Source organism: Nostoc mirabile CHAB5784 (assembly GCF_020829645.1).
Lineage (GTDB): Bacteria > Cyanobacteriota > Cyanobacteriia > Cyanobacteriales > Nostocaceae > Nostoc > Nostoc mirabile.
Genome location: NZ_JAIVFS010000002.1, coordinates 73,659 through 98,340, shown reverse-complemented (window position 1 = coordinate 98,340; position 24,682 = coordinate 73,659). Strand labels below are relative to the sequence as shown.

General features: G+C 41.5%; 30 protein-coding genes. 18 read left to right on the top strand and 12 right to left on the bottom strand.

Annotation, left to right across the window (positions count from 1 at the left end):
* The first annotated feature begins 22 nt into the window (after positions 1-22).
* The 3 genes from folB (at position 23) to LC653_RS02270 (ending at position 3,221) form a co-directional block, all read left to right on the top strand.
* Entirely contained in the window at positions 23-391 is a 369-nt protein-coding gene (folB, locus tag LC653_RS02280; RefSeq protein ID WP_229492403.1) for a dihydroneopterin aldolase, read from the top strand.
* Positions 392-1,226: 835 nt separating this feature from the next.
* A complete protein-coding gene (locus LC653_RS02275; RefSeq protein WP_229492402.1) occupies positions 1,227-2,510 on the top strand; it encodes a GGDEF domain-containing response regulator in 1,284 nt (427 codons plus the stop codon).
* Positions 2,511-2,660: 150 nt separating this feature from the next.
* Entirely contained in the window at positions 2,661-3,221 is a 561-nt protein-coding gene (locus LC653_RS02270; RefSeq protein WP_229492570.1) for a sugar O-acetyltransferase, read from the top strand.
* 3 nt (positions 3,222-3,224) lie between these two features.
* Here the strand turns inward: LC653_RS02270 and LC653_RS02265 are convergent, their stop codons facing one another.
* Positions 3,225-3,605 (bottom strand): calcium-binding protein, encoded by a 381-nt coding sequence (locus tag LC653_RS02265; protein ID WP_229492401.1) that lies wholly within the window; start codon positions 3,603-3,605, stop codon positions 3,225-3,227.
* Between the two features lie 656 nt (positions 3,606-4,261).
* Positions 4,262-5,245 (bottom strand): DUF1517 domain-containing protein, encoded by a 984-nt coding sequence (locus LC653_RS02260; protein WP_229492400.1) that lies wholly within the window; start codon positions 5,243-5,245, stop codon positions 4,262-4,264.
* A 1,161-nt stretch (positions 5,246-6,406) separates the two neighbouring features.
* Between LC653_RS02260 and LC653_RS02255 the strand changes: the two genes are divergently transcribed.
* Together LC653_RS02255 and blaOXA are read left to right on the top strand one after the other, a co-directional pair.
* Positions 6,407-7,624 (top strand): glycosyltransferase family 4 protein, encoded by a 1,218-nt coding sequence (locus tag LC653_RS02255; protein WP_229492399.1) that lies wholly within the window; start codon positions 6,407-6,409, stop codon positions 7,622-7,624.
* A 344-nt stretch (positions 7,625-7,968) separates the two neighbouring features.
* Positions 7,969-8,823 (top strand): class D beta-lactamase, encoded by an 855-nt coding sequence (blaOXA, locus tag LC653_RS02250; RefSeq protein WP_229492398.1) that lies wholly within the window; start codon positions 7,969-7,971, stop codon positions 8,821-8,823.
* On the opposite strand, the gene thiS is transcribed toward blaOXA, so the two are convergent.
* Positions 8,820-9,032, bottom strand: a complete 213-nt coding sequence (gene thiS / locus LC653_RS02245) for a sulfur carrier protein ThiS (RefSeq protein ID WP_229492397.1) — start codon at positions 9,030-9,032, stop codon at positions 8,820-8,822. The genes blaOXA and thiS overlap by 4 nt on opposite strands.
* A 92-nt stretch (positions 9,033-9,124) precedes the next feature.
* Complete coding sequence (locus tag LC653_RS02240) at positions 9,125-10,180, bottom strand: thiamine phosphate synthase (RefSeq protein WP_229492396.1); 1,056 nt, start codon at positions 10,178-10,180, stop codon at positions 9,125-9,127.
* A 1,075-nt stretch (positions 10,181-11,255) separates the two neighbouring features.
* Between LC653_RS02240 and LC653_RS02235 the strand changes: the two genes are divergently transcribed.
* The 6 genes from LC653_RS02235 (at position 11,256) to LC653_RS47175 (ending at position 15,370) form a co-directional block, all read left to right on the top strand.
* Entirely contained in the window at positions 11,256-13,151 is a 1,896-nt protein-coding gene (locus LC653_RS02235; RefSeq protein WP_229492395.1) for a DUF1565 domain-containing protein, read from the top strand.
* 691 nt (positions 13,152-13,842) lie between these two features.
* Complete coding sequence (locus tag LC653_RS02230; RefSeq protein ID WP_229492394.1) at positions 13,843-14,130, top strand: DUF433 domain-containing protein; 288 nt, start codon at positions 13,843-13,845, stop codon at positions 14,128-14,130.
* Between the two features lie 307 nt (positions 14,131-14,437).
* On the top strand, positions 14,438-14,614 hold the full coding sequence (locus LC653_RS02225; protein ID WP_229492393.1) for a DUF6888 family protein: 177 nt from the start codon (positions 14,438-14,440) through the stop codon (positions 14,612-14,614).
* Positions 14,611-14,790, top strand: coding sequence for a DUF6887 family protein (locus tag LC653_RS02220; RefSeq protein ID WP_100899738.1), 180 nt, complete (start codon positions 14,611-14,613; stop codon positions 14,788-14,790). The genes LC653_RS02225 and LC653_RS02220 overlap by 4 nt, the downstream gene beginning before the upstream one ends.
* Before the next feature lie 76 nt (positions 14,791-14,866).
* The gene (locus LC653_RS02215) at positions 14,867-15,052 is read left to right on the top strand and encodes a hypothetical protein (RefSeq protein ID WP_229492392.1); all 186 of its coding nucleotides are present in this window, start codon (positions 14,867-14,869) and stop codon (positions 15,050-15,052) included.
* A gap of 126 nt (positions 15,053-15,178) precedes the next feature.
* Entirely contained in the window at positions 15,179-15,370 is a 192-nt protein-coding gene (locus LC653_RS47175; RefSeq protein WP_372478089.1) for a transposase, read from the top strand.
* Between the two features lie 481 nt (positions 15,371-15,851).
* Here the strand turns inward: LC653_RS47175 and LC653_RS02205 are convergent, their stop codons facing one another.
* Positions 15,852-16,091, bottom strand: a complete 240-nt coding sequence (locus LC653_RS02205) for a hypothetical protein (RefSeq protein WP_229492391.1) — start codon at positions 16,089-16,091, stop codon at positions 15,852-15,854.
* Between the two features lie 135 nt (positions 16,092-16,226).
* Entirely contained in the window at positions 16,227-16,370 is a 144-nt protein-coding gene (locus LC653_RS02200; protein ID WP_229492390.1) for a hypothetical protein, read from the bottom strand.
* Between the two features lie 46 nt (positions 16,371-16,416).
* Here LC653_RS02200 and LC653_RS02195 point away from each other — a divergent pair, with 46 nt between their 5' ends.
* The 3 genes from LC653_RS02195 (at position 16,417) to LC653_RS02185 (ending at position 19,534) form a co-directional block, all read left to right on the top strand.
* Positions 16,417-17,961 carry a hypothetical protein gene (locus tag LC653_RS02195; RefSeq protein WP_229492389.1) on the top strand — a complete coding sequence of 515 codons (1,545 nt, stop codon included), beginning with the start codon at positions 16,417-16,419 and terminating at the stop codon, positions 17,959-17,961.
* An 85-nt stretch (positions 17,962-18,046) separates the two neighbouring features.
* Positions 18,047-18,904, top strand: coding sequence for a glycosyltransferase family 2 protein (locus LC653_RS02190; protein ID WP_229492388.1), 858 nt, complete (start codon positions 18,047-18,049; stop codon positions 18,902-18,904).
* Positions 18,905-19,273: 369 nt separating this feature from the next.
* On the top strand, positions 19,274-19,534 hold the full coding sequence (locus LC653_RS02185) for a PIN domain-containing protein (protein ID WP_229492387.1): 261 nt from the start codon (positions 19,274-19,276) through the stop codon (positions 19,532-19,534).
* Positions 19,535-19,645: 111 nt separating this feature from the next.
* On the opposite strand, the gene LC653_RS02180 is transcribed toward LC653_RS02185, so the two are convergent.
* Positions 19,646-20,083 carry a putative toxin-antitoxin system toxin component, PIN family gene (locus LC653_RS02180; RefSeq protein WP_229492386.1) on the bottom strand — a complete coding sequence of 146 codons (438 nt, stop codon included), beginning with the start codon at positions 20,081-20,083 and terminating at the stop codon, positions 19,646-19,648.
* Entirely contained in the window at positions 20,083-20,307 is a 225-nt protein-coding gene (locus tag LC653_RS02175) for a hypothetical protein (protein ID WP_229484255.1), read from the bottom strand. Before LC653_RS02175 ends, LC653_RS02180 begins: the two co-directional genes overlap by 1 nt.
* Positions 20,308-20,455: 148 nt before the next feature.
* Here LC653_RS02175 and LC653_RS02170 point away from each other — a divergent pair, with 148 nt between their 5' ends.
* Both LC653_RS02170 and LC653_RS02165 read left to right on the top strand, forming a co-directional pair.
* Positions 20,456-20,659 carry a DUF6888 family protein gene (locus LC653_RS02170; RefSeq protein ID WP_229492385.1) on the top strand — a complete coding sequence of 68 codons (204 nt, stop codon included), beginning with the start codon at positions 20,456-20,458 and terminating at the stop codon, positions 20,657-20,659.
* Between the two features lie 101 nt (positions 20,660-20,760).
* Positions 20,761-20,940, top strand: coding sequence for a DUF6887 family protein (locus tag LC653_RS02165; protein WP_100899738.1), 180 nt, complete (start codon positions 20,761-20,763; stop codon positions 20,938-20,940).
* 153 nt (positions 20,941-21,093) lie between these two features.
* On the opposite strand, the gene LC653_RS02160 is transcribed toward LC653_RS02165, so the two are convergent.
* Positions 21,094-21,318 (bottom strand): hypothetical protein, encoded by a 225-nt coding sequence (locus LC653_RS02160; protein ID WP_229492384.1) that lies wholly within the window; start codon positions 21,316-21,318, stop codon positions 21,094-21,096.
* A 196-nt stretch (positions 21,319-21,514) separates the two neighbouring features.
* Between LC653_RS02160 and LC653_RS02155 the strand changes: the two genes are divergently transcribed.
* Both LC653_RS02155 and LC653_RS02150 read left to right on the top strand, forming a co-directional pair.
* Entirely contained in the window at positions 21,515-21,937 is a 423-nt protein-coding gene (locus tag LC653_RS02155) for a hypothetical protein (RefSeq protein ID WP_229492383.1), read from the top strand.
* A 91-nt stretch (positions 21,938-22,028) separates the two neighbouring features.
* Positions 22,029-22,232 (top strand): PIN domain-containing protein, encoded by a 204-nt coding sequence (locus tag LC653_RS02150; protein ID WP_229492382.1) that lies wholly within the window; start codon positions 22,029-22,031, stop codon positions 22,230-22,232.
* Positions 22,233-22,639: 407 nt separating this feature from the next.
* Here the strand turns inward: LC653_RS02150 and LC653_RS02145 are convergent, their stop codons facing one another.
* From LC653_RS02145 to LC653_RS02135, 3 genes are all read right to left on the bottom strand, one after another.
* Positions 22,640-22,852, bottom strand: a complete 213-nt coding sequence (locus LC653_RS02145) for a Txe/YoeB family addiction module toxin (RefSeq protein ID WP_229492381.1) — start codon at positions 22,850-22,852, stop codon at positions 22,640-22,642.
* Positions 22,827-23,117 (bottom strand): hypothetical protein, encoded by a 291-nt coding sequence (locus tag LC653_RS02140; RefSeq protein WP_229454068.1) that lies wholly within the window; start codon positions 23,115-23,117, stop codon positions 22,827-22,829. The genes LC653_RS02145 and LC653_RS02140 overlap by 26 nt, the downstream gene beginning before the upstream one ends.
* A 223-nt stretch (positions 23,118-23,340) precedes the next feature.
* Positions 23,341-24,570, bottom strand: a complete 1,230-nt coding sequence (locus tag LC653_RS02135) for a TetR family transcriptional regulator (protein WP_229492380.1) — start codon at positions 24,568-24,570, stop codon at positions 23,341-23,343.
* Positions 24,571-24,682: the final 112 nt, after the last annotated feature.

The window sequence follows — 24,682 nt, the reverse complement described above, 5'->3', positions numbered from 1 at the left end:
CACAATTTGCTCTCAAACATTTATGGACTGCATTCATTTAACGGGAATTCGTTGCTATGGCTACATTGGGTATCTGCCAGAAGAACAGGTGCTAGGACAATGGTTTGAGGTGGATGTGAGGTTATGGTTGGATATCTCCACAGCCGCCAAGACTGACGCGATCGAAGACACTTTAGATTATCGCAGCGTCATTAGCCTGATACAACATCTGGTCAAAACGTCTAAGTTTGCTTTGGTGGAGAAATTGGTAACAACGATCGCAGATTCTATTCTCCAAGAATGCGATCGTGTAACAAAAGTCCAAGTCACTCTTAGCAAACCTGCCGCACCTATTCCAGACTTTAGTGGCAAAATTAGCATTGAACTGACTAAAAGTAAGTCCAATCTCTAAAGCACAAAAGGTGTTCTTTTTTCAATATCTATTCTTGATGACTAAATACACCCAAAAATCTTTAGTCTACTTCAGTAGACTTTAGCTATTAGCCTGGAACTAAAGTTCCAGGCGGGTGAGTCAAGCCTTCAGTTAAGCTATTTCTAATTTAAATTGACACCAATGCACAGATGTACGCCCCTACGAGTATATACGTTCATCTGTGGTTAATTATTTTTTCCTGTACCCTCTCTGTGCGGAAACTGCTCTCAATAGTTTTAAATAATACTATTTCGCTTACCATTGAAAATTTAAGACAGTTTCAGACGGTAATTTCGACTCCGGCTGAGACAAAAACTATTTGTAGACAAAGCGATATTAAAGTTTTTAATTTCAGATAATAATTAGTTTTAGTAATATTTTAGTGAGTAAATCCTATTGTATTAAATATAACACATTATATTATCTTCACTTGTATAAAAGTACTATGTTGTTATTTGAGGTTTTTTTGTCTTGATTAATTTATACATAAATCCTATACTTATTAATATTTATTTTCTTCAAAAGAATTATTGCATAATTTATGAAAATCGCTTTTTGATTGCTAGTAATTACATGGAAATTTATATTTGATGTTAATAGCTTGACATTAGCCGCATGAAATAATCAAAATTAGCTTTGACAAGTACAGAAATTATTGGAGTTTAATAAAATGATGTTATTTGATCGTGACTCAGTATTTATATCAAGCAAGAAGACAGAATAGCTAGAGATTGTTTATGATAGAATAATGAAATTTTAGATGAGTTGATACTCAGAACAAAAATCTGAATCTTAGCAAACAGGTTATTGTAATATGTTCGCCTGCAAAATCCTAGTTGTTGAGGACGAAAAAATCCTAGCCTCAAATATTAGAAAGAGTTTACAAAAATTAGGTTATTCAGTTTTAGAAATAACTAAGTCTGGTGAAGAGGCAATAAAAAAGGTAGCAGAAAATCATCCACATTTAGTATTAATTGATAGCTACCTAGCTGGAGAAATTGACGGTGTACACGTAGCGGATATTATCCAGAATCATTTCCATGTGCCTGTAGTATTTCTAATAGACGGTTCGGTATATAAAAAATTACAAAAAAATCAGCTAAGTGAGCCTTTTAGTTATATAGTCAAACCATTTGTTGAAAGTGATTTACGTTTTGCGATTGAAATGGCTCTGTACAAACATCAGACCAAAAAGATATTATACGAAGAAAAACAGAGGCTGGCGGCAATTATTAACAGCATGGGCTGTGCAGTGATTGTGACTTATGCAAATGGTTGTATTCAAATGATGAATCCTATAGCAGAAATAATCACTGGCTGGAAGCAAAGTGAAGCATTCGAGAAAGATTTAGTAGAAGTCGTTAGCTTAGTTGACAAAGATGTAGGAGAAAAAATTGAAAATTTAGCTACATACGTAATCGAAGCAGGCGAAGTTTTAAATTTACCAGAAAACTGTATATTGATTACCAAAGATGGCAAAGAAATATCCATTGGGGATAATGTTGCACCCATCCGCGATCAAAATGGCAATATTACTGGCGCGGTTTTAGTTTTTCAAGACATCACCAAACGCAAGCAGACTGAGGCGCAACTGATGCGTAATGCGTTTTATGATGGGCTTACAGAATTACCGAATCGGGTTTTATTTTTAGATCGGCTCAGACAAACCATTGAACGTAGCAAACGCAGAAGCGATTATTATTTTGCAGTTTTATTTTTGGATTTAGATGGCTTCAAAGAGATTAACGATCGCTTTGGGCATGGAATAGGGGATGATTTTTTAGTAGCGATCGCTAGACGTTTAGAGTCGTGCTTACGCGGTGGCGATACTGTAGCACGATTTGGTGGTGATGAGTTTACTGTTCTTTTGGAGGATATTAAAGATATTACCGACGCTACCAATGTTGCCAAACGAATTCAAGACTCCTTACGATTGCCAGTTAACCTGAATGGATATCAATTATCTACTACAGCTAGCATTGGTATTACTTGGAATTTTAGTAATTATGAGGAGCCTGCAACTCTGCTACGGGATGCTGATATTGCTATGTACCGAGCTAAAAGGCAGGGAAAAGCTACTTATGCCATATTTAGTTAATTAGTCCTTTCTGTTGCCACTTCAATTAAATTACTCAGATTTTCTTCACCAGTATCTGGAATTTTGATTCATGGCGGTTTTGATATGGATGGAGCTACTCTAGCCGCTACTAAGGTGTATCCTAGAATCAAGAAGCTAAATAAGTCTGTTATGGAAAAAACCGAAAAACAGAAAATGCTCGCAGGCGAATTATATCTGGCGGAAGATCCAGAATTGGCTGCCGAAAATAAGCGAGCTAGTCGTCTATTGCGAAGTTACAATTCTACGACTGAAGAACAGCAAGAGCAACGGCAGCAAATTTTGCAAGAGTTATTTGGAAAGATAGGTGAAAAAGTGTTAATTCTGCCACCATTTCACTGTGACTATGGCAGTAATATTTTCGCTGGCGACAGATTTTTTATGAACTATGGCTGTGTAATTTTAGACTGCAATACAGTTCATATTGGTGAAAATGTCTTGTGCGCTCCTTATGTGCAAATTTATACTGCTTATCACCCAACAGAGCCAGAAATTCGTCTTTCTGGGAGAGAATTAGCTGCCCCAATTAACATTGGTAACAATGTCTGGATTGGTGGCAGTGCAATTATTTGTCCAGGTGTAACTATTGGTGATAACACAACCATTGGTGCTGGCAGTGTAGTTGTCAAAGATATACCTGAGAATGTTGTCGCTGCTGGCAATCCCTGCCGCGTCATTCGGTATTTATCCTAGAATTTAAAATTTATATCCTCTGGCAATCCAATAGAGCCAGTCTGCGATCGCTTCTTGAGTTTCGCTGTCAGCATCAATGGCTGCTATTTCAGATAACTTTGCAGAATATACATCATCATCCTTACCATTAATATAAGCCACTTCTACAAGCATATCTTTTAAGCACTCATCATCTGGGGCCATTCCCAGCACTTCCACTTGTTTCTCCTCGGTAGAACCTGATTTGCGTCCCTTCTTAGTCCATTTAGCCATAAAGGGAAAATTCAGGGACTCTTCGAGGTAATAGTACCAACCCATTGCCCGGTCTTCTTTATCTTCAGCATCTACAATGATCTCTGTTTTAATGCGATGCTCTCGGTTTTCGTCGGCTTCAACACTAGGCATAAGATAACGCTTTACGTATAATGCATTTTGATAATATTACCAAAGTCTTGGCTAAGAATAATTTTTCTACAATATATAAGTGTATAGGACTTACGCATAAGAGATACCCCAATACTCTTAAAAAAGCGGCTTTTAGGGTTCTTTCCTTTTTAAGGAGGATTAGGGAGGATCTAGGTTTCAGTTTTCAGTGCGTAAGTCCTGGTATATCTAAGTTATACAAAAAACCGCTTGGTATTGACAAACGGTTTTCTAGTTATTGCCCTCAAAGGGTATAGCAATTCACGAAAATCCTGATACATATAGATTTATTGTAGGGGCATGGCAATGCCCATTGGTGTCAACTTAAGCCAAAAATAGCTTAACTGTTAGCTGACTCACCCGCCTAGAACTAAAGTTCTTTGGCTTTTAGCTAAAGTCTACTGAAGTAGACTAAAGATTTTTGGCTATATTTAGTCATCTTAAGATGACTTCCGCTAAAAGCCAAGGAACTTCAGTTCCTTGCGGGACATAGCTTTTACGTTAAGTTTACACCTATGGGCATTGCGCCTTGCCCCTACCAGCGTATTTATATGATTATTAAAGAAGAATTCAGAAGTCAGATTTTTCGTTCAGAATTCAATTCTGAATTCTGGCTCCTGACTCCTGAATTCTGTTTGTTAAACAAGTCTCAAATCAGGATAATTTGCTAGTACATCATCAGATGTCAGGGTATCATTTTCAGCTTGCGGAGTCCAAAGAACTTCAATTGCTAGAAGTTTCTCACTGGGGATACTACCAATTTGGCGCAAAGCTTGACGCAAATCATCAGCACTGTTAATCGCTGTGGGGATTTCAAACTTACCTAATGTCGCCGCCAGCAAGGTGACAATAATATATTCACCAGGGCCTTCGGTAAACAGGCGGGTGGGGTTGTCGAGTTCACCAGCCGGAGGTAAAGCATCTTTGGCAAGGGCTGCTCTTAGCTGGTTGTTGACGTTAGAAATAGTTTCTTCGCTAAACTTGCTGCGTTCTGCCAGTGACAGCCGATTAAACTGACTTTCAGCTGAATTTAAACTGGCTTGTTGAGTACCACCACCTGCATATACAAAGTATTCGGGATGGCGCAGTAAAGCTAGGCTGGCTTCTTGTAGAACTTCTGCTCTCCCCTGTGGTGTGTTAGTATCAGCAGTTTCAGCAATGTGGTTGAGTTCATTTTGCAATTCACGGGCTTGAGCTAACAAACCTACTTGCAAACGAGTCACAGAAACAGGAGAGTTACTGGTGTAATCTGCTTCTGGAGTTTCACCGCCAGAGACGCGGCGGAAAGTTTGCAATATGAAATTAGCGATCGCAAAGAAAATTAAGATGCTAAATAGACCACCAAATCCTCCCCCAATACCCCAGAAAGGAAGTAGGAAGGGAAAGCCAAAACCACCACCAAAACCACCACCAGGATAGTATCCGCCCCCGCCAGGAGGTGCATAGGTGCGCGGTGTATAGGTGCGGCTAGAAGGTACTCTAAATGAGCCACCACCGATTCGACCCCCACTGCGGGCCGCTAATGCTCCATCGGCGTGGCTAAGAGCCAAAGTTAACACCAGTCCTAGCGCTAACAAGCTTTTTAACAGTGGTTTGATGGTTTGTTGTAGTTTTTTACGCATAATACTATCGCTTGGAAAACTGAATTATTTATGATTTCTCCCCATGCTGGTAGGAGTGTTTCAACCAGTTATCAGTTATCAGTTATCAGTTAAAAAAATCGTCTGTGATAACTGTTCACTGACTTGAGTCCCCCACTTCTAACAAGTGATGTGTTTCAGTCGGGGTCAAATCCCTGAGAGAGTTACCGCGATTACTGATAACTGTTGACTATTCACTGATTTCTGTCGCTAACGCCAGCCCGTAAAAGCTTGCTTTGTAGCATTCACGTAGCATTCATCTTTTAAAGGCTACATATTTAATCTACCGCGTCTTCTGTTGGGTAGGCAGCGATCGCAGGGGGGATTTCTCGACTGGGGAACCGTACCTTAAGATATGTTCACAATTACATAAATTTGCGAACGGGCAATTGTTGCTACCTTTTGGACTACCACTTTCAGGCTACAGTCTGGAATTATACAGATGCTTTTAATTTTTAATAATTATTTTAATTAATTTAGGACTTACGCAAAATACCTCTCAAACTCTTATTCCTCCGTGTCGCGCCAGTTGCTTCAAGTCTCTTAACCGCAAGGGCGCACTGGCTTCTCTGTGCCTCTGTGGTTCGATTTTCCGTTACCTGTGCGTGAGTCTATAATTTTTAATACTTCACCTTACTTGTTTAATCACAAGGTGGGAGGATATTTTTAAAAAACGAGTACTATTTACTACATCTAGCACCCTGTAAGTTCCCTTTATTCGAGAGGCTATAAACTGTCCGTGATGCTTATCAATAAGCGTATACAGACACCAGATAGCTCTCAAATACTTATCTAAATTTTAGGAATTTTGGCACAACATCCTAGAGAATTCAGAATATTATATGTGAACGTAGCTAAATTTCGTAATTTTCGCAACAGTTCTTCACTGGGCAATTTGGCTACAAGTGTTAGCTTTGATTTATTGTTCATCATGCACAGAAATTCTCAAGTAGTGAGAAATTTGGAGCAAAAATAAAATCAACACAATAAAAAAACAATCTTCCTGGCTAATTTTGTAAAATCGGCTTCAAATTTGTCTACCACATTCGTTTTAAAAGAAATAAAATAAGAATTAAGGCTTTGAAAATAATCCTAATTGTAAATAAATTAAAAATTATTTGAAGTCAAGTTATCAGCTTTATTATGGAACATATTTCTCAACTAACAGCCGAAATCAGAGACAAAGCTGCATACCCAGATATCCTAGTCATATCCCGGATCTTCCTGCCGAAAGAAGCTGTAATTGGGGAATATATCTACAATCGCTGTCTCCAAGATCCAGAACGAGTAATTGTGCTGGCGGCTAGTTGCTCAGGAGACAAAGTATTTGATCAAGGTCAACAGTTTCCCGTGTATCGCTGGTTTTATCCTAGATACTGGCGTAGTGGCTTTGTGGGAAGTATCCTGAAGCCTTTGGTCAATATCGTCTGCTCATTTGTCCTAGCAATCAGACTTTATTTTCGCTATCACTATCGTTATATAGAGTGGGGCCACGGCTATGATTTCCCTTCGCTGTTGCTATTGAGTTATTTTCTACCGATTCGCTTTTTTATCTATCTGCACGGCAATGATCTTCATTGTACTTCACACAATCCCGTGCTGCGATCGCTATTTAAATTAACACTCAAACGAGCCGAAGGTATTGTTTGTAACAGTTCTTATACAAGAGACTACCTCAGAACTGCTTTCCGATTAGATACTCCTACTCACGTCATTAACCCAGTAATCAGACCAGAAAAATTTGGTAATAATGTAGCGAGTCCCAGCAGCCTGGATGATTTACGTGTTCGTGTGCGTCAGGCGTACAACATTCCCGAATCAGCAATAGTTATTCTCTCCATCGGCAGGCTAGTAAAACATAAAGGTTTCGACAGAGTAATTGATAATATCCCACTATTGCTAACTTTTGGGGTCGATGTCCACTATATAATTTGCGGTCAAGGGTCAAGTGAATTGGAACTGAAATCTTTGGCGCATCGTTTGCGGGTAGATAAGCGCGTCCACTTTGCCGGATATGTGCCTGAGCAAGAATTAGCAAGTTATTATGCTGCTTGCGACATATTTGCCATGCTGACTTTATTGGATACTAAAGCTAATAATATGGAAGGTTTTGGTATGGTTTATTTAGAAGCAAGTTACTTCGGTAAGCCTGTAATTGCTCCTCGCTTAGGCGGTGTTCTAGACACAGTTCAGCATGAAGAGAATGGAATACTGGTTAATCCCAATTCTGGTTATGAAGTTTTTCAAGCTTTCAATCGGTTGTGCAAAGACCAGCAACTACGTGAGCAGCTTGGCCGCAAAGGTAAAGAAGTAGCCAAGCGGAGAACCCTTCATCGATCGCTTTACAAATCAGAGGGGTGAAACGCGGTTTTGTAAAATAAATGCACATTCAGTATGCAATACGGTTCGGTTAGCTTGTTTACCCTGCGAAGATCCCCCCAACCCCCCTTAAAAAGGGGGGCTAATTTCCTCTTTTACCCCCTTTTTAAGGGGGTCGCCACAGGCGGGGGGATCTTATCCGAACCGTATTGATCCAGTATGGTAGCACAGATGTGCTACCCTACCGTGTATCTCATTCTTCTAATAAATAGCTGTAAATAAGCAAGATTGCAGTGTAAAATCTCGCTTGTGATGCGATTAAATGTGCAATGAAAAATATCTGGTTTCGCATAGAGCGATTCCTTCGGCGTTACGCAAATCGCCGAATGCAATCTTTTGTCTTTACAATTATTGGATGTCTGGCTGTATTGAGTGTGATTACCTCTGGGGTAATGTATGTTGTGGCTCAACCTGCCTCAACCTCATCTCAACGTCCCGCTGTTAAAGCGCCAAATTTCGGGCGACACTTTCAAGAATTTGGGCGTGAAGGCTCTATTTTGATTTACGACTCAAAAAATAACCGCTTCTATGAACACAATCCTCAACGTAATGCAACTGCGATTGCTCCAGCTTCGACATTCAAAATTTTTAACGCGTTGGTAGCTTTAGAAACAGGTGTAGTTCCTGATGATGTGGCGGTTCTGACTTGGGATGGAATTCACCGAGAAATTGATGCCTGGAATCATGATACGAATTTGCGTCAAGCCTTTAAAGATTCAACTGTTTGGTTCTATCAAGTATTGGCACGTAGGGCTGGATATGAACGGATGCAGCAATTTATTAATAAAGTAGGTTACGGGAACCGTCAAATTGGCACCGCCGCAGACATTGATCGTTTTTGGCTACAACAGCAGCTATTGCAAATTACACCCAAAGAGCAAATTAAGTTTTTGCAACGGTTGTATCAAGGCGATTTGCCTTTCTCCCAACGGACAATAAATCTTGTCAAAGACATTATGGTACGCGAACAAACTCCAGACTACACACTCCGGGGGAAGACGGGATGGTTAACGAGTACCAAACCAAACATTGGTTGGTTCGTGGGTTATTTAGAGGAAAATAAAAACGTCTATTTTTTCGCAACAACCCTTGATATGGATAAAGCAGAGGATGCACCCGCCCGGATCGAAATTACACGACGCAGCCTCAAGGATTTGGGCTTGCTTGCTCAAATTAACTAACCGCCACCAACAATAGTTACCACTTCTAAGCGATCGCCTGGTTGTACTTTTGTTTCTGGCCAAAACTGGCGATGTAAAATTTCGCCATTATACTCCACAGCCACCAAGCGCGGATTAAAACCCAACTGTTGAAGTAAGTCGGGTAAAAAAGTTTGAAATGAGCAGCTATGGGTTTCCCCATTTACCTGAACCGTAATCTCATTAGACATAATATGTGGGGAGTGGGGAATGGGGAATGGGGAGTGGGGAATTGATTGTTTACTTTGGACAAATGACAAATGACAAATGACTAATGACTCTTTTAAAGTTCTGGTTTAATGCGATTGAGTTGGGAAAGTAAATATTGTGCCACTAGGGTAGGCTGTTCGGCTTGCATGAGCGATCGCACTACCGCTACACGTTCGGCTCCGGCATCGATCACATCATTGATATTATTGGCATCTATTCCTCCAATGGCAAACCAGGGAATTGAGCAATTTTTGGCAGCATAGCTGACATATTCTAAACCTGTTGCTACCTTACCTAGTTTTGTGGGAGTTTCATAAACTGGCCCCACGCCAATGTAATCTACACCTTCAGCAATTGCTGCTTGCATTTCTTCTTTATTTGTGGTAGAAAGACCTATCAGACGCTGGGAACCGAGTAATTGCCGAGCAACAGCAATGGGCATATCTTGTTGTCCCAGATGCACCCCATCTGCATCGACAGCTAAAGCTACATCCACGCGATCGTTAACAATGAACAAAGCACCGTAGATATGGCATAACTGCCGGAGTTTTCTGGCTTGTTCCAGACGCAAAGAATCATCGGCAGTTTTGTCGCGGTATTGTAAAAGCGTTAATCCGCCTTTGAGTGCAGCTTCGACATTGTTCAACAAAGTTTCATGTGGGGAAGTAACAAGATACAAACGCGATCGCCACAATAATTGATGGCGCTGATGACCCATTAAACTACTTTCTAGGGTATAAACTTGATAGCGCATCTGTTTGCAAGCTTTAGCCATAGTTGGGTGATAAAGCTTGCTGTATTCTTCCAACACCCGCAATGCTTCTTCTATACGGCAAAAATTAGCTTGCAACACCGATTTGATACTAGCTCGTTGTTCTTCTTGAGGATGGGTTAAATCAGTCCCAGGATCGCCTGGTGTATCTCGCGCCGCTCGCAATTCTGGGGTATGCCACTTAGCAACTTCTTGCCGCAGCTGTTTGCATTCAAGAGCCAACTGAGCATTATTCAACCCAAACCGACACCATTCCTCAATAATTCGCAAGCCCTCACGAGCACGATCTAAATTGGCATCTAAAATGCGGTAGACAACTTGTTGTATTTGCTCTTTTTGGCTGTATGGCTCGACCATTACAACAACCCCGTTAGTGCTTTCATCGGAATGTGAATTATCATATATCCTAGTAACCATAAGTTAATTAATTTGCTTTTTTTACTCAGTTTTTGCAGAATATACGTAAATTACCGTAGTCGTGAGGGTTACGGGAAATTATCCCATGTTTCTATAGGCAGTGATAAGGGTAGTTTGAGGCTACAGTTTCGCGCTAAGGTTAGTCAAGTATTTTAGGGTAAACGACAAGCTTACAAAGCAATACTGCGTAGGTTTTGAGTCGATCCCCCCAACCCCCCGATAAATTGGCTTGCTCAAAATGCCTTATTTTCCCCCAATTTATCGGGGGACTAAGGGGGATCTCCAATGACTATGCACCAAAACCCGAGCAGTATTGGCTTACAAAGGACTAGTACCGCAAGGCGGAAGTAAAAAGTCACGCATTTACGCATTCAAAAGTCTTATGGAATCGGCTTTTTCTTTTTAGGGATTTTAAATGGTTGCTCTATTTACGCCGTGGCGTACTAGCCAGAGCAGATACACTAGAAAATCCACAATGGGCAAATTAAATAATTCGTAATTCGTAATTCGTAATGACGCTCGCGGACTCGCTAACGCTGCGCTAACGTGAATTTTGTTTTGTAATGGGGATTTAACCCCAACACAAAACTTGCTTTTTTATTGAACCGGGGGACTTAAACCCACGGCACTAGTTAAATTTGAGACTGCATGGATACTATTTAGAGAGCATTTATACAGTAAATCTTAACTTTCAAATAGAGCGCTTTCTCGCCCAAAATATCATCCGAGCCGATTATTGAAGCTCACAGTATATATAGCCTCACTGATAGTCAACAAATTTTAAAGTGAGGGGATTTTGGCGAACGCGAACAGCGTGTCCTTTAGGACAAGGTATTGTTGAACAGACACAATATCATTTATTACGCTGTCTTAAAAATCGACACTCGGTCAATATGTGAGTAATATTATCGACATAATACTCTTAGAGAGTATAAGAATTTATGGTTACTTCCGAGGAGTTGTGTTAAATATGATTCACCATTGTGTGTTTCCTAAGTACCATAAGGTAGATGTTATGCTTGCAAAGCTGAAGTTTATCAAATCAGCAAGGCTTTTATTTTTTATTTTTTCAGTATTATCTTTTACTGTAAGCATGGGAGCGGCAAGTATGGCGTTCCTGGGTGGCGCGTTAGCGGAGCTCGCCGTTGGCGAAGCCTCTCGTAGAGAAGGCATCGCTCAGATGCCATCGACACCAGATTCAATGCCTCTGGTTGAGAAAATAAATTCTCAAGTTAACGTGTTGTTTGTCAACCCAAATGGTGGAGATGACAAAGCAGGCAATGGCAGCGAATCCGCTCCTGTGAAAACGATTACCCAAGCTTTACGATTAGCTAATGCCAATAGTGTAATTATGCTCTCTACGGGCACTTATAGCGCCGAGACAGGAGAAGAATTTCCTTTAATATTGAAACCGGGTATCTCAATTCAAGGCAACCCTAGCAATCAAGGTAAAGATATTGTAATTCAGGGAGGTGGTGATTACCTGAGCCGGAGCTTTGCCGGTCAAAATGTCACAATTGTTGGAGCAAACCAAACCTTGCTCACTGGGGTGACGGTGACTAACCCAAACCGCCGTGGTTACGGTTTATGGGTTGAATCAAGTAATCCGGTAATCGCAGAAAATACATTTACTGGCAGTACGCAAGATGGGATTTCTGTCTGTGGTAATGCTGCACCCACCATTAGTAAGAATTATTTTGATCGCAATGGAGCCAATGGTATCACAATTGCTGGTAACTCCAGTCCCCAAGTGAAGGAAAATATCTTTCACGAAACGGGTTTTGGCATCAATATTGCCCAAAATGCCGCTCCTGTAGTCATAGGGAATCAAATTCAAAACAATAGATCGGGAATTGTGGTGCAAGCAAATGCCCGCCCGATTTTACGGAATAATATTATTCAAGATAATAAAGAAGATGGTTTAGTTGCGATCGCTCAAGCAATGCCAGATTTGGGTAGTGCATCCGAACCTGGGGGTAATGCATTTCAAAATAATGCTCGCTACGATATTAACGCCAGTGCTGCTAAACAGGTGATTTCTGCTGCTGGTAACAACCTTGTGAGCGATCGCATCACAGGCAAGGTAGATATCAATGGTACAACAGCACTAGCAACCCAAACTTCTCAACCTGCTGCTAACAATGTGTTACGAGAAATACCAGCAAATGGGGAAATCACCTTCTCGGCTCCCGAAATCTCTGAAAGTACTAATAGGCAAACCAGCAACAGCATTTCAGCAAATAATCCTGTTTCTGGGCAATTAAACAGTCAACTGCTGCCATTGTTGCCAGCCAATATACCACTTTCTGTACCCATATCCAATCAACAGCAAGCCACCTCTAAAGTTGCTGGTTTTCCTACTCCTAGCAGCTTATCGGCTAGACAAATACCAACTAACACTTCAAGAGTTGCAACTCCCAGTCCAGCACAGCCACCTGATACACCACAGTTGAATTATGTGCGGATTGAGCCTAATACGATTGAGTTTACTGCTCCTGAGTACCCATCTAATTCAGTTGCACAGCCACCAGTTCCAAGTATGACGGAGCAAACACAGCAGCCATTACCAATACAAGAAACTTCTGCCCCAGCTGCTTTTGCACTTTTACCACTTCCTGAGAACAATATCCCCATTGATAATACTTCCAATATACGAACAAGTTCTGCAAGTATTCCAGATAGCGGTAACTCTGCGACACAGTTGGGTACACGTTATCGCGTAGTAGTGCCACTAGCAACTGATAAAGAGCGAGATTTAGTGCGATCGCTTGCTCCTGGTGCGTTTCTCACAGTTTGGGATGGTCAAAAAGTTATGCAAGCAGGAGTATTTAACAGTGAATATAACGCTAAAGAAATGCTCAAAACACTCTCTAATAAAGGTTTAAGAGCCATTATGGAACCGTTGAATTAATTGGGCATCCCTTCCCTGCGGGACGCTACGCGAACGGCTTCTCTGCGAGACGCTGTTCGCGTTCGCTCAGGGCAAGTGGACATAGGGCAAAAGGGGTGGAGGGGAAAGACTTACATCCCCTCCAGTCTCAATACTGCGTAGGTTTTGAAGATTTGTAGTAGCGTGTCAAGGCTAAAATAGTGCATTAAACGTAGACGTAGGTTGGGTGGAGCGGAGCGCAACCCAACATATATCAGGATGTTGGCAATGGCTTAGCCTCCACCCAACCTACATTTTTTTTGCAACATTTTAGCCTTGTCACGCCAGTAGGTTGGGTTGAACTTTAGAGGTTGTTTGAAAAGTGGTTAGCTGTGATTTTAGGCACTTGTTGATCCCCCCTAACCCCCCTTAAAAAGGGGGGAATTAGAATCAAAGTCCCCCTTTTCAAGGGGGATTTAGGAGGATCTAAAACTTTTTGCTACCAACGAAAGGACTTTTCAAACATCCTCTTAGTGTTACCCAACAAAGAGAAAGAAAATGTTGGGTTTCGTTCCTCAACCCAACCTACATTAGAGTTATTTTTTAGGCAAAACCCACGCAGTATTGCCTCCAGTCTTTTTCCTCAATTTTGAATTTTGATGTAAGGGCGATCGCTCTTTAACGGGTAAAGTAAACTGAAGACAGAAATACCACAAATCCAAGAATTGCCCCCATGAGCGTTCAAATCGAATTTCAGGTTACCGCTCCACCGTTTCGTTGGGATGAAGCTGGAGGTATTCGCATCGGTCAAAGCCGCGTTACTCTCGATAGTTTGCTAGCAACATACCATAACGGCTCTACACCTGAAGAAATTGCTGTTCAGTATCCTGTTCTCTGTTTAGGGGAGATATACGCAGCGATCGCATATTATCTCACCCATCGCCAAGAAATCGACAATTACCTAGAGCAGCGTCGCAAAAAAGCTCAACAACAGCGAAATCAATTTGTCCCGATCGTTTAATCTTTGCACTCATCATTCACTTTTCTGCTTAAGCTTAGTACTTAGCTTAATTTGATACTTTATTCTCTCTTCACTTTTCAGTGGAATTTATAATTGACAAAAGCAATGTTATCCTAACTTGTCACGAATGAACCGATTTAATTTTATTCAATGGTAAGAGGTATGGCAATACGGTTCGGTTAGTATATTTGGCTCTCGGAGATCCCCCCAACCCCCCTTAAAAAAGGGGGGCTTTTCCTCCTATTTACCCCCTTTTTAAGGGGGTCGCCGTAGGCGGGGGGATCTTAACCGAACCGTATTGAGAGGTATGGAACCGACCATCGAGCAACTTAAAGCATTCTTTGACTTTTGCGTTCGGGCTAGTAATTTGTTTAGAGATATAGCATTGGTTAGATTTGATCAGAGGACAAGCCGAATCGTGATTTTGATAGGCGAAACCATCCAAGTAGAAATTCTTAGTAACGGGGAGAACATTATCCGATGACAGACTATTTAACTCTTAATGAGCAAGAATTAAGACAATATGTGATATCAAACCCCCAGGATGAGGAGGCATTTCAGCATTACCTCAGCATCATGAGAGCGAAACCGGGGGTAGTGGTCAGCACTCCAGAACAATTAGAGGCTGAGTTAAAACGGCGTATTAATCAAGCTAGTTAACATAGAACCCGTTACTGACATTCCAGTAACGGGGTTTTTTCAATTTAGCAGCTTGACTCAATGTGAATTTTGGGACTTGCCTTCAGCCATTATCTTCTTGGATATTCCCGCGATCGCACACCCTTATATCTGCGCTGATTTGGCGACTTGCGTCTGGATACAGCAGGCTGAGTTTTTTCCGTTTTACCAACTTTCGGTGATTGGCGATCGGCTAAGATATCCAGGGCAGACAAATGACGAAACTCGACGGAACAAGGGGTAGCGTTACCGTCAGTATGCCAGATTTTTATCGTTTTACCAACATTCGGTTATTTGTTGGGATTTACAAAATATCTTTAAGAGGATGTCTGAAAAGTATAAAGTTTAGCTCGTGCGCTAGAGCGAACACATGAGCCGAAAACCATACGAAACTGATTTGACAGATAGAGAATGGGAAATTATTGAGCCGTTAATTCCTGTTCCTAAGCCTGGTGGTCCCACATCAAGTGAATATACCAAAGATTATGAGTATTTACCGGAAACTGAAGAAGCCTTCATCTACTCAGCCAGCTTGCATACTTTACTTCGTAGATTGACATAAATTTTACTTTTCACACATCCTGTGAAATTGTGTGCATGGGAAGCATCGCCTGAAACCCTTGTTGTCTCGTTAAAATTCAAAAGTTTTCGGTCTACTGAATTTGGTGAAGAGTGTCGAAATTTTCGGGGTTGTCTCTATTCGTCGGAACAGGTGCAGAATGAGTGTTCAGGAGCGCCCAAATGACGCCTCCGATAAGTAACAACAACCAGAAAGAAGGCTTGTTGTCAACATTTCGGACATCATACGATTCTCGACAATGAGGACAAAAGTAGACATTTTCATTATGTGGGTGCTGCTCAAAGCGGCAAGGGGGAAAAGGATGATTTTGATATTTGCATGTCATCGGAAATTACCTCCAGATTGTTAATCTATATCTGCATAAGACAACGGTAAATTTTGTGACCGCTTCAAAAGTAAGCCTATAGCTTGCATCGTGTAAAAGTGTTTGTTGTGAGGGATTGGTTCGCAAATGAACCCACAGTTAACGCGAAGACTCAAAAATAATCGCGATCGCAAACAGACAAAAGATGAAAACTGCTATCCGCAGAAGCCATTGCCACAAACTTCCACTCAGTAGTATCTTGATAATGGGAACAACGCCGAAAATTGTAGACATAATGTAGGCGATCGTAAAGCCAAGTAGAGTCAGTAGAAAGTACTTGAGTCCTTTACATGCCAAGTTGAACAGTAGATTATTGTTGTTTGATAAATTGGTTTTCATAGTTCTTCTTCTAATGTTGAGAGATGAATCTAGTGAACGCTACCTAATAATTTGAGTTTATAGGAGGCTAATTCATCCATACCAGAGAAGATAAGAGCAGTTAAGTGCAAATAGCTTAAAAACAACTATCTGCATTTATCCACTTCGCAGTTTTTGACCCCGATTTCCTAAAGTCTTGTGAGAAATCCGGGTTAATGCCTGAGCAATATCTGCTGCACTACTTTTGATGTGTGGGTCTTTAAGAGAGGCTAAAACTTGTGGATGGATCTTGTTCGCCAACAACGATTATAGTAGAGACAGTTCTCGGTGACTTTACTTACTACCAATGACTGAATCAGAAAGCACAAAGGGTAAACAGTCAAGGCAACGTGGGTATATAGCAAGCCCAGACGGAGTTAGAAAACTTCAAGAAAGAAGGTTTTCCAAGGGATTTTCTTATGAGACTCTGGCAAATGAGGCAGGTTTAGCTACCGATGATGGGGTGAAGCGGCTGTTTAACCCGCGCTGGGGGCGTAGAGTGCAATTAGAGACGATTGAAAAGATTGCTAGAGTCTTAGATTTAACCCCAACAGATATCATTAATCCAGACGAGTGGAGTTCATCAAATAAGGAACCAGACGTACATATTGATGATTCTAATACCATTTATCCAGTATTTCAATCTAGTATAGAATTGAAAATCGGACTGTCATCTGAAACATCAAGGCTAATATCTGATCTCCTCAAGGATTTTGAGAATATTATTAATGCTTTTGTGCCGAAATCATTTCCTCAACTAAATTTCACCATTATTGAATTAGGAAATGAGGAAGCTAGAAAAAAATTTAAAAAGCCAGAACTCTACGATATCATTATGCTAGATGATCCTTGGATTCCAGCTTACTTGAATAACATTGAACCATTGGATAGCTACTTAACAGAATTTGGTTTGAACAGTAACGCTTTATTTGGTAAGGTATTCCTGGAATCATTTCGCTCTGTTTGTATATATGAAGATCAAATAGTTGCGGTTCCTATTTTAGGGAATGTGCAATTATTAATTCATCGGTGCGATGTAGCAAATAAACTCTCAGAGAGAACAGGAAGTAACCTGCTTGATCGAGAGTTGCTACATCCTAATATGCGGATGATGGAAGATTTTTATTCTATTGTTCAAAGTACAAACTATATTAACAAGAACTCCTATTCTGCTATGTTAAGTGCGGAATTTCTTCCCTTAGTTGTTCGTGACGATGGCAATGGTAATTTTGTCGTAGCCTTTTGGGAAATACTACGTGCCTTAGGTCATGAAGATGGAGATAGAGCCGTTGATGATCCAGTCAGAATTGATTTGAATACTGCAAATCGAGCACGCTCTTGGCTATACGATTTTACTTGCAGGCTGAATTATTCAGATCTTCATTCCTCCTTGTTAGCAAGATCTTCTAACATCGCTACTGCTCTTGCTTGGCCTGGATGGATTACTTATGCTCTTAGCAAGAATCCACTAGCTCTTAGTGAAATTGAGTTTCAAAGGTTCTCGAAAGCCCCTCTTATGGGAGTATGGTGTCTTGCGTTACCTCGCTATCCTGCTCAACTTAAATTAAGGGAATATGCAGTAAAAGTGATACTTGCCTTAACTACTGATCCGAATATTCAATTCTTTCTTGCTAAACGAGGTAACATTCCAGTTTTAGCGGATTTTGATGAAAAAGTAGAATCCCTAAGACAAATTCCATTTTGGAGAACAAATTATAACAGTATTTGCGCTGCGCTTGCTGATTCGTTACCACGTCCACGCACAAAATATTGGAATGATATTGAAAAGGAATTAGATCTTCAAATCTATAGAGGAGAATTTAGAAGTATTCCAGGGAAATTAGAATTTTAGATTTTTCTATAGCAGTCCTAAATCATTTGTGAAAAATCAAACTTGTTGTAAACTGGCATTAAAAAGAGAAATAGAAGGTTCAAAGATGAAACCGGAATTGAATCTTTCGCCGCAGGAGAGTTTTGAATTTCAAACTGGTGCATGGTCGGATGAGCTAGAGACACTGCCAAATTGTTTGCAGGATGCCTCAAGTCGTAATATATCTGTAGTCATTGTCACCCTTGGTCGTCCCCAATTAGAGCAGGCGATGGAGAGCGTTTATCAGCAGGATTTTACGGGGACAATTAGACTCCTGGTAATAGGAGACAATTGTCAAAAGCTTCCCATAAATTTGCCAACTCCCCCACACATCAAGCTCACAGTCGGCAATACAAGGTTAAATCAAGACAGTAATCCCTACCACCGAGTGGCGCGACTGCGAAACATTGCTTGTTGTCTTGTGAATACACGGTTTTTTTGCTTTTTGGATGATGATAATCTTTGGGAAAAAGACCATATCTCAACGCTGATAGATTTGATCCAAAAGACTGGTTTCCTTGCTGTTCATAGCTGGCGTAAGTTGATAAATCATGACGGTAAGTTTGTGATCCCAAATCGCTATCCCTGGCTACCTTCGGGATCTCTATCTGAGCAGATGTTCTCTATCTACTGCCAACACGGAGTTATGAACCCAAATGATTCGATCATCCGCGATCGCCCAACACTAAATGTTGGTGAACAAGACTACGGCATGGTTGATATGGGGGAATGGCTGTTTGATCGAGAGTTATTTTCTCTAATACAATTCAACGAGGATGAGCCATCGGGAAAGCATCAGCTGCATTCCGGCGAAGACGACAAGCTGCTGCGCGATTTGAAAAAACTGGCTGTTCCGACGGCTTGTACCTCAAAACCTACATTACTTTATCGCTTAGGTGGGTTCTCAAATGATTTCACAAAATAGTAAACTACTGACACGAGCAGAGAAAAACAACAACTGGGTTTCAAAGCCTCTCTCCGTTTCGGGGAGAGGAATGGAAGTGGGGTAAAAAGCCATGCCACAAAACGAGAAATCAAGACTTATGTATTTTTCTTTCTTCGTATGAAACCACCCTGCCCTCTCCGTGTCGGAGAGGGGTTGGGGGAGAGGTCAAATAAGACTTGTCGAACTCACGTTAAATTAGAAGTTGTATGAATTACAGCAGTTTTCAGGTATTTAGACCACGACTGAGACGAGGAATGGGGAGTAGGGAGTAGGGAGTAGGGAGTAGGGAGTGGTGTAGTTCAATTACTTGAAAAGCGCTGTAAAACTGAACTGTTTCAGTGGGCAATTTTGCGTCAGTGGGGCGATCGTCGCCTCACACAGCTAGAACAATACCTGTCGAATTACCTGATCATTCCAGTCGATCAATCCCTTTGTCAAGAATGGGCACAGGTTCGTGCCAATCGACAAAGCGCAAGACGACCAATATCCCCACAAGATGCTTGGATTGCCGCAACGGCTCTACGCTACGACTTACCGCTAGTCAAAATGAAATCAATTGCCTTAAGAGAGCGATCGCTTTCCTACTGTAGGGAGGCATCGCTCTTTTAGTCAAGGGGGTGATCGTATTTTGGGAAGTCGGTCAAAAGGCGATCGCCCTTAGGCATAAGTTGAATTAGCGATCGCGTTCTTGTTTTAGCGAGCGATCGGGGAAAGCATCCTTTATGCATCACCTTCATCTAGATATTTCAAGAAAGAATGAACACCCAGTAACTGAATGCTATAGCTTGCCATTACCGCTCTCAAGTCATCATCAGCCCGCAAGTCATCATCCCCAGATACGATAATCCCCGCTTTGCCATCAATCGCTGTAGCCAACACAGGTAAATCTTTGGGATCTCGACAATTAGGCAAAACAGTTTTCAACTCAACCCATAAGGCGCGGTAGTGCAACTGTTGTTCTAGGCGAATCGCCTGACTAGAGTCAATCCGCTCTCTTAAACGGGGGCGATTCCAAACAAGATGGAGTTCTTCCATGAGGGGTTGACTCATTACCAACTGGAATTTATCCTCATTAAATGCTGCCAAAATCGGCAATGTAACTCGCCCTTTTAGCAAAATACGAATCCAAATGTTAGTGTCGATGACCACTCGCAACATCAGACCTGCTGGGATTGCTGACGCACAGCTTTAATTTCAGCCCTGATTTCATCGTCTGTAATCTCATTCACGGGGGGTTCGGCATAAAGTTCTTGAATTAAAGCCGTCAAATCTGAACGTAAATCTATTTGAATCAAGGCTCTAGCGACTTTTGCTCGTTCGTCTGGCTGCAACTGTTGTACCGCCGTAATGAGTTGTTCCAAAGTAATTGGGATCGATACCATGTCAGTACCCATCATGATGGTTTCTTAAATTTTAGTGCGTTTGTGCGATCGCTATCAGTCTTTTCAGCGGAATTTATAATTGACAAAAGCAATGTTATCCTAACTTGTCACGAATGAACCGATTTAATTTTATTCAATGGTAAAAGGTATGGAACCGACCATCGAACAACTTAAAGCATTCTTTGACTTTTGTGTTCGGGCTAGTAATTTGCTTAGAGATATAGCATTGGTTAGATTTGATAAGAGGACAAGCCGAATCGTGATTTTGATAGGCGAAACCATCCAAGTAGAAATTCTGGCGTTGCTGAATCAAGGGATGATTCTTGTAGGGTGGGCGTCTCGCCCGCCCTGAAATACAAGGGACGGGCTTTTCGGCCCATCCCACAAAACTAGCAAAATCATCCGGCAAATATGCAACGCCGAAATTCTTAGTAATGGGGAGAACATTATCCGATGACAGACTATTTAACTCTTAATGAGCAAGAATTAAGACAATATGTGATATCAAACCCCCAGGATGAGGAGGCATTTCAGCATTACCTCAGCATCATGAGAGCGAAACCGGGGGTAGTGGTCAGCACTCCAGAACAATTAGAGGCTGAGTTAAAACGGCGTATTAATCAAGCTAGTTAACATAGAACCCGTTACTGGAATGTCAGTAACGGGGTTTTTTCAATTTAGCAGCTTGACTCAATGTAAATTTTGGGACTTGCCTTTATTCAGCAACGCCGATATTCCCGCGATCGCCTTCGCCGTAAATCGGGTTAAGGCAAGAAAACTCATCATCTAGTACTTCAACACGACTTTGAAGTACCTCAACACGACTTTGAAGTACCTCAACACGATGTTGAAGTACCTCAATACGATGTTGAAGTACCTCAACACGATGTTGAAGTACCTCAACACGATGTTGAAGTACCTCAACACGATGTTGAAGTACCTCAACACGACTTTTAAGTACCTCAACACGATGTTGAAGTACTCCAACACGACTTTGAAGTACCTCAACACGACTTTGAGGTATCTGTTGCTTATTTAATGTTACTTTTTTGACAAATTTAATAAATACCTCAGTACAATCAACTAAAAATAATTAGGTCGATCTTAATTTGCTTTAATTTTTCCGAATTATCTCTCAGAGAAGTTTATTGTTGCATTGGCTAGAGTACATGCAGTAATCCCATAACTTCCTTCAGGAGCGCATTTTATGGCACGATTAAAACGCAGTTCACCCACTCTAGAAAAGGCTCTCCGTCGAATTGCAGGAATGCGATCGATTAGCCCGACGCTAGAATTTGGCAACGGATTAAATTTGACAGACTACGACAGCCGCATCCAAACCTTGCAAACCCAGCTATCTACCTACAACACTTTACTCTCTAGCATAGATGAAATGGCAGGTCGCCTCTCTCTAATTGAAGAAGAATTGGGCGGCTATTCTGAAAAGATGTTAATGAGTGTGGCAACGCATTATGGCAAAAACAGTTTGCAATATGTCCAGGCGGGAGGCAAGTCACGCAAGAAATTATCACGCCGTTCGAGCAACACCCAATCCCCATCTGAGAGTACAGCTACAATCTTGAATGGTGCAAACAACAATAGTAAAGAAACCTCTGTTGTTTTACCTTAATCGTTTAACTGCATCATGCTGGAGTGTTGCTAATTCTGGGTATAAATTAGAGGTTGTATGAATTAAAACTGAACTGTTTGAGTGGGCAATTTTGCGTCAGTGGGGCGATCGTCGCCTCACACAGTTAGAACAATACCTGTGGAATTACCTGATCATTCTAGTCGATCAATCCCTTTGTCAAGAATGGGCACAGGTTCGTGCCAATCGACAAAGCGCAAGACGACCAATATCCCCACAAGATGCTTGGATTGCCGCAACGGCTCTACTGGTCTGTCAAATTCATTTTGACGGTTAAAGAGACGCGATAAATCGCTGTCTCTACAGGAAATTTATCCATCAATTATTTATTGACAGACTACTACGCTACGACTTACTGCTAGTCAAAATGAGATCAATTGCCTTAAGAGAGCGATCGCTTTCCTACCGCGAGGAGGCGATGTCTAACGACAAGCCACTCCGTGTCTACGTTGTTGAAGTAAAAGGGCGATCGTAGTTTGGATATGAATTAAAGAGCGATCATTAACTGCTTCAGTCATCATAGTGAAATCGACAACTCAAAATGATGATTTCAGTTTCAGTCACTTCATACACTAAGGGAACTCCAACAAATAAATTATTCAATGTTGTGGGGTGGGCATCTTGCCCGCCCAGTTCACAGGACGGGCGAGACGCCCATCCTACAAGAAATATTGGGATATTTTATTACTTGGAAGTCCCTAAACGATGCTCATCCGTAATTCGTCGTGACCAATATCCGCTCAGTTCATGCTTTAGAGGTTCAGTGCCAAGTCCAGTAAATGGTTGACGAACAATATCGTTAATCAGGGTGATGATCTTGCGATGAATTTTCTTATCTTGTGCTGCCCAGTCGTTGAATTGTTCAAATGCCTCAAGAGCGAATGTTATATTCTTCATTCCATTCCTCAGGCGTAAAACTGACCAAGTTGGTCTTTGTTTCAATGTTTTGAATAGCGGTCATCAAGTGGTAACGATTGGCTTCAGTAGACAGCAAATACTCTGTCACATCTTGTTGAATAGATTGGTTAGCATTTGTCTCAACAACATCTTGTTCAACCAAAACAATCACTTCAACAACAGTTCCTTCCGCTAAATCAGACGTTTGAATCTCGATTTTGCCATCCTTGCCAACGACCACTTGCTGTTTAATGCCACTTAACATGATTAAACCCTCATGGTGCTATATTTCACATTAGTTTTAGCTTAACTTAGTATGATCGCAATGGCTGAAATGGTGAACGGGCGATCGCCAATATTGTAAGTTGGGTTTGGCTCACTCTGGAGACAACCAGGGATTCATAATCTCAATATTTGTTCCATCGAGGGTTAGCTTTTATTCTTCAGTTTTGTTTAAGTCCCGTTATTCCCCTTATCTCCCCACTCCCCTATCCTGGCTTATGATCCAAACGAGTCGCTTGCTCTAGGGCGGCTTTTTCTTTGGCTCGGCGGACATAGGGTTGTAATTGGGTGCGATCGCAACCTGTTAAAATAATCAGGTTTTCCAAGCTGATCCCTCGCATTAACATTTCTACACGCCAGGTTTGTTGTGCCTGAGCAATCGCTGGCGTTTGTCCTTGGGGAGTTAACAGTCCCTCACTCCATACTTGCCAACGTATCTGAAGCTCTGATTCTGAGATGGGTGTGCCTGTTTCATTCAAAAACATGGCTGTTTGAGTATCTTTACGGCTTTTGAGCCATTTGATTAGAGGATTATTAGTGAAAGAGCCATAACGTTTGCCCAGAATCCATTGATTCACAGGTACTTGTCGGACAAATCCTGGAATTGTAATTTGCAAGAAGTGCCCTTGAGTATCGTAGATTTGGTGCGATCGCTCCAAGCTAATTATTTCTGTGGCGGATAACCCAGCCCCAAATAACACATAAACCAAGGCATAATCTCGTACTCCCGAAATTCTTGCTTGTTGCAGAATTTCGTGAACTAAACTAGCAGGCAAATCAGCAACTTCTGTGGTAATGAACCCGCCTTGTAAAGAGTTGATCGCTGATTCTGCTGAAGATGACATCGCTCCATGTAAAAACAACTCCACCAAATTTTCCAGAAAATCATCCCGATCCTCCCAAAGTTCGTGAAATTCGCTGGTGAACTCAATTACGGCATATCCCAAGATCATCCCATTCAGCAAACTAGCTAATTTTTCTGCCGGTAAATAGGTATTTAAGTGCCCTTGCTGGATTACAGTAGCTAAATACTGGGCTACATAGCGGTTTGCCTCTGTTACTCCCCTGCCTAATGCGCGGCGATTTTCTGCCGGGAATTGGTCGGCTTCACCTACCACAGACCGGACGAACTCTGGCACTCGTTCTAATGCATGTAAGCTATCACTTGCATAATCTTTAAGAGCTTGGTAGACATTGCCGGGAGGCGTTGCCCGCCGCACCAGCGACTCACCTAAATCCTTGAAGGCTGCGGACTCTTCCAGCACAGCCAAAAGCAGCCCATGCTTATTGCCAAAATTCCGAAATAGAGTCACTTCGTTGACTTCGGCTCTTTCAGCAATTTGGCGGGTTGTGGTAGCGCTGACTCCGTGAGCAGAAAACAACTCAAGTGCAGCTTGAATCAGGCGTTGACGAGTGGAAATGAGTTGAGATGACATAGAAAAATGCAAGTGGCACTTGCACGGAAATTAGAATCCTGCTAGCATAACAAATGTAAGTGATACTTGCTTTACTCTACTGTAACGAACTCGTGTACAGGGTGGGTAAATC

Excerpts from the sequence above, each read along its gene's own strand:
- LC653_RS02260 (WP_229492400.1), bottom strand. The coding sequence starts at position 5,245 with ATGCGTAAAAAACTACAACAAACCATCAAACCACTGTTAAAAAGCTTG.
- LC653_RS02165 (WP_100899738.1), top strand. The coding sequence starts at position 20,761 with ATGACAGACTATTTAACTCTTAATGAGCAAGAATTAAGACAATATGTG.
- LC653_RS02170 (WP_229492385.1), top strand. The coding sequence starts at position 20,456 with ATGGAACCGACCATCGAACAACTTAAAGCATTCTTTGACTTTTGTGTT.
- LC653_RS02225 (WP_229492393.1), top strand. The coding sequence starts at position 14,438 with ATGGAACCGACCATCGAGCAACTTAAAGCATTCTTTGACTTTTGCGTT.
- LC653_RS02270 (WP_229492570.1), top strand. The coding sequence starts at position 2,661 with ATGGAAAAAACCGAAAAACAGAAAATGCTCGCAGGCGAATTATATCTG.
- LC653_RS02240 (WP_229492396.1), bottom strand. The coding sequence starts at position 10,180 with ATGGTCGAGCCATACAGCCAAAAAGAGCAAATACAACAAGTTGTCTAC.
- LC653_RS02265 (WP_229492401.1), bottom strand. The coding sequence starts at position 3,605 with ATGCCTAGTGTTGAAGCCGACGAAAACCGAGAGCATCGCATTAAAACA.
- LC653_RS02255 (WP_229492399.1), top strand. The coding sequence starts at position 6,407 with ATGGAACATATTTCTCAACTAACAGCCGAAATCAGAGACAAAGCTGCA.
- LC653_RS02140 (WP_229454068.1), bottom strand. The coding sequence starts at position 23,117 with ATGTTAAGTGGCATTAAACAGCAAGTGGTCGTTGGCAAGGATGGCAAA.
- LC653_RS47175 (WP_372478089.1), top strand. The coding sequence starts at position 15,179 with ATGAGCCGAAAACCATACGAAACTGATTTGACAGATAGAGAATGGGAA.
- LC653_RS02155 (WP_229492383.1), top strand. The coding sequence starts at position 21,515 with ATGGCACGATTAAAACGCAGTTCACCCACTCTAGAAAAGGCTCTCCGT.
- LC653_RS02275 (WP_229492402.1), top strand. The coding sequence starts at position 1,227 with ATGTTCGCCTGCAAAATCCTAGTTGTTGAGGACGAAAAAATCCTAGCC.
- LC653_RS02135 (WP_229492380.1), bottom strand. The coding sequence starts at position 24,570 with ATGTCATCTCAACTCATTTCCACTCGTCAACGCCTGATTCAAGCTGCA.
- LC653_RS02180 (WP_229492386.1), bottom strand. The coding sequence starts at position 20,083 with ATGTTGCGAGTGGTCATCGACACTAACATTTGGATTCGTATTTTGCTA.
- LC653_RS02220 (WP_100899738.1), top strand. The coding sequence starts at position 14,611 with ATGACAGACTATTTAACTCTTAATGAGCAAGAATTAAGACAATATGTG.
- LC653_RS02175 (WP_229484255.1), bottom strand. The coding sequence starts at position 20,307 with ATGGTATCGATCCCAATTACTTTGGAACAACTCATTACGGCGGTACAA.
- LC653_RS02205 (WP_229492391.1), bottom strand. The coding sequence starts at position 16,091 with ATGAAAACCAATTTATCAAACAACAATAATCTACTGTTCAACTTGGCA.
- blaOXA (WP_229492398.1), top strand. The coding sequence starts at position 7,969 with ATGCAATCTTTTGTCTTTACAATTATTGGATGTCTGGCTGTATTGAGT.
- thiS (WP_229492397.1), bottom strand. The coding sequence starts at position 9,032 with ATGTCTAATGAGATTACGGTTCAGGTAAATGGGGAAACCCATAGCTGC.
- LC653_RS02145 (WP_229492381.1), bottom strand. The coding sequence starts at position 22,852 with ATGAAGAATATAACATTCGCTCTTGAGGCATTTGAACAATTCAACGAC.
- LC653_RS02190 (WP_229492388.1), top strand. The coding sequence starts at position 18,047 with ATGAAACCGGAATTGAATCTTTCGCCGCAGGAGAGTTTTGAATTTCAA.
- LC653_RS02195 (WP_229492389.1), top strand. The coding sequence starts at position 16,417 with ATGACTGAATCAGAAAGCACAAAGGGTAAACAGTCAAGGCAACGTGGG.
- LC653_RS02235 (WP_229492395.1), top strand. The coding sequence starts at position 11,256 with ATGCTTGCAAAGCTGAAGTTTATCAAATCAGCAAGGCTTTTATTTTTT.
- LC653_RS02230 (WP_229492394.1), top strand. The coding sequence starts at position 13,843 with ATGAGCGTTCAAATCGAATTTCAGGTTACCGCTCCACCGTTTCGTTGG.
- folB (WP_229492403.1), top strand. The coding sequence starts at position 23 with ATGGACTGCATTCATTTAACGGGAATTCGTTGCTATGGCTACATTGGG.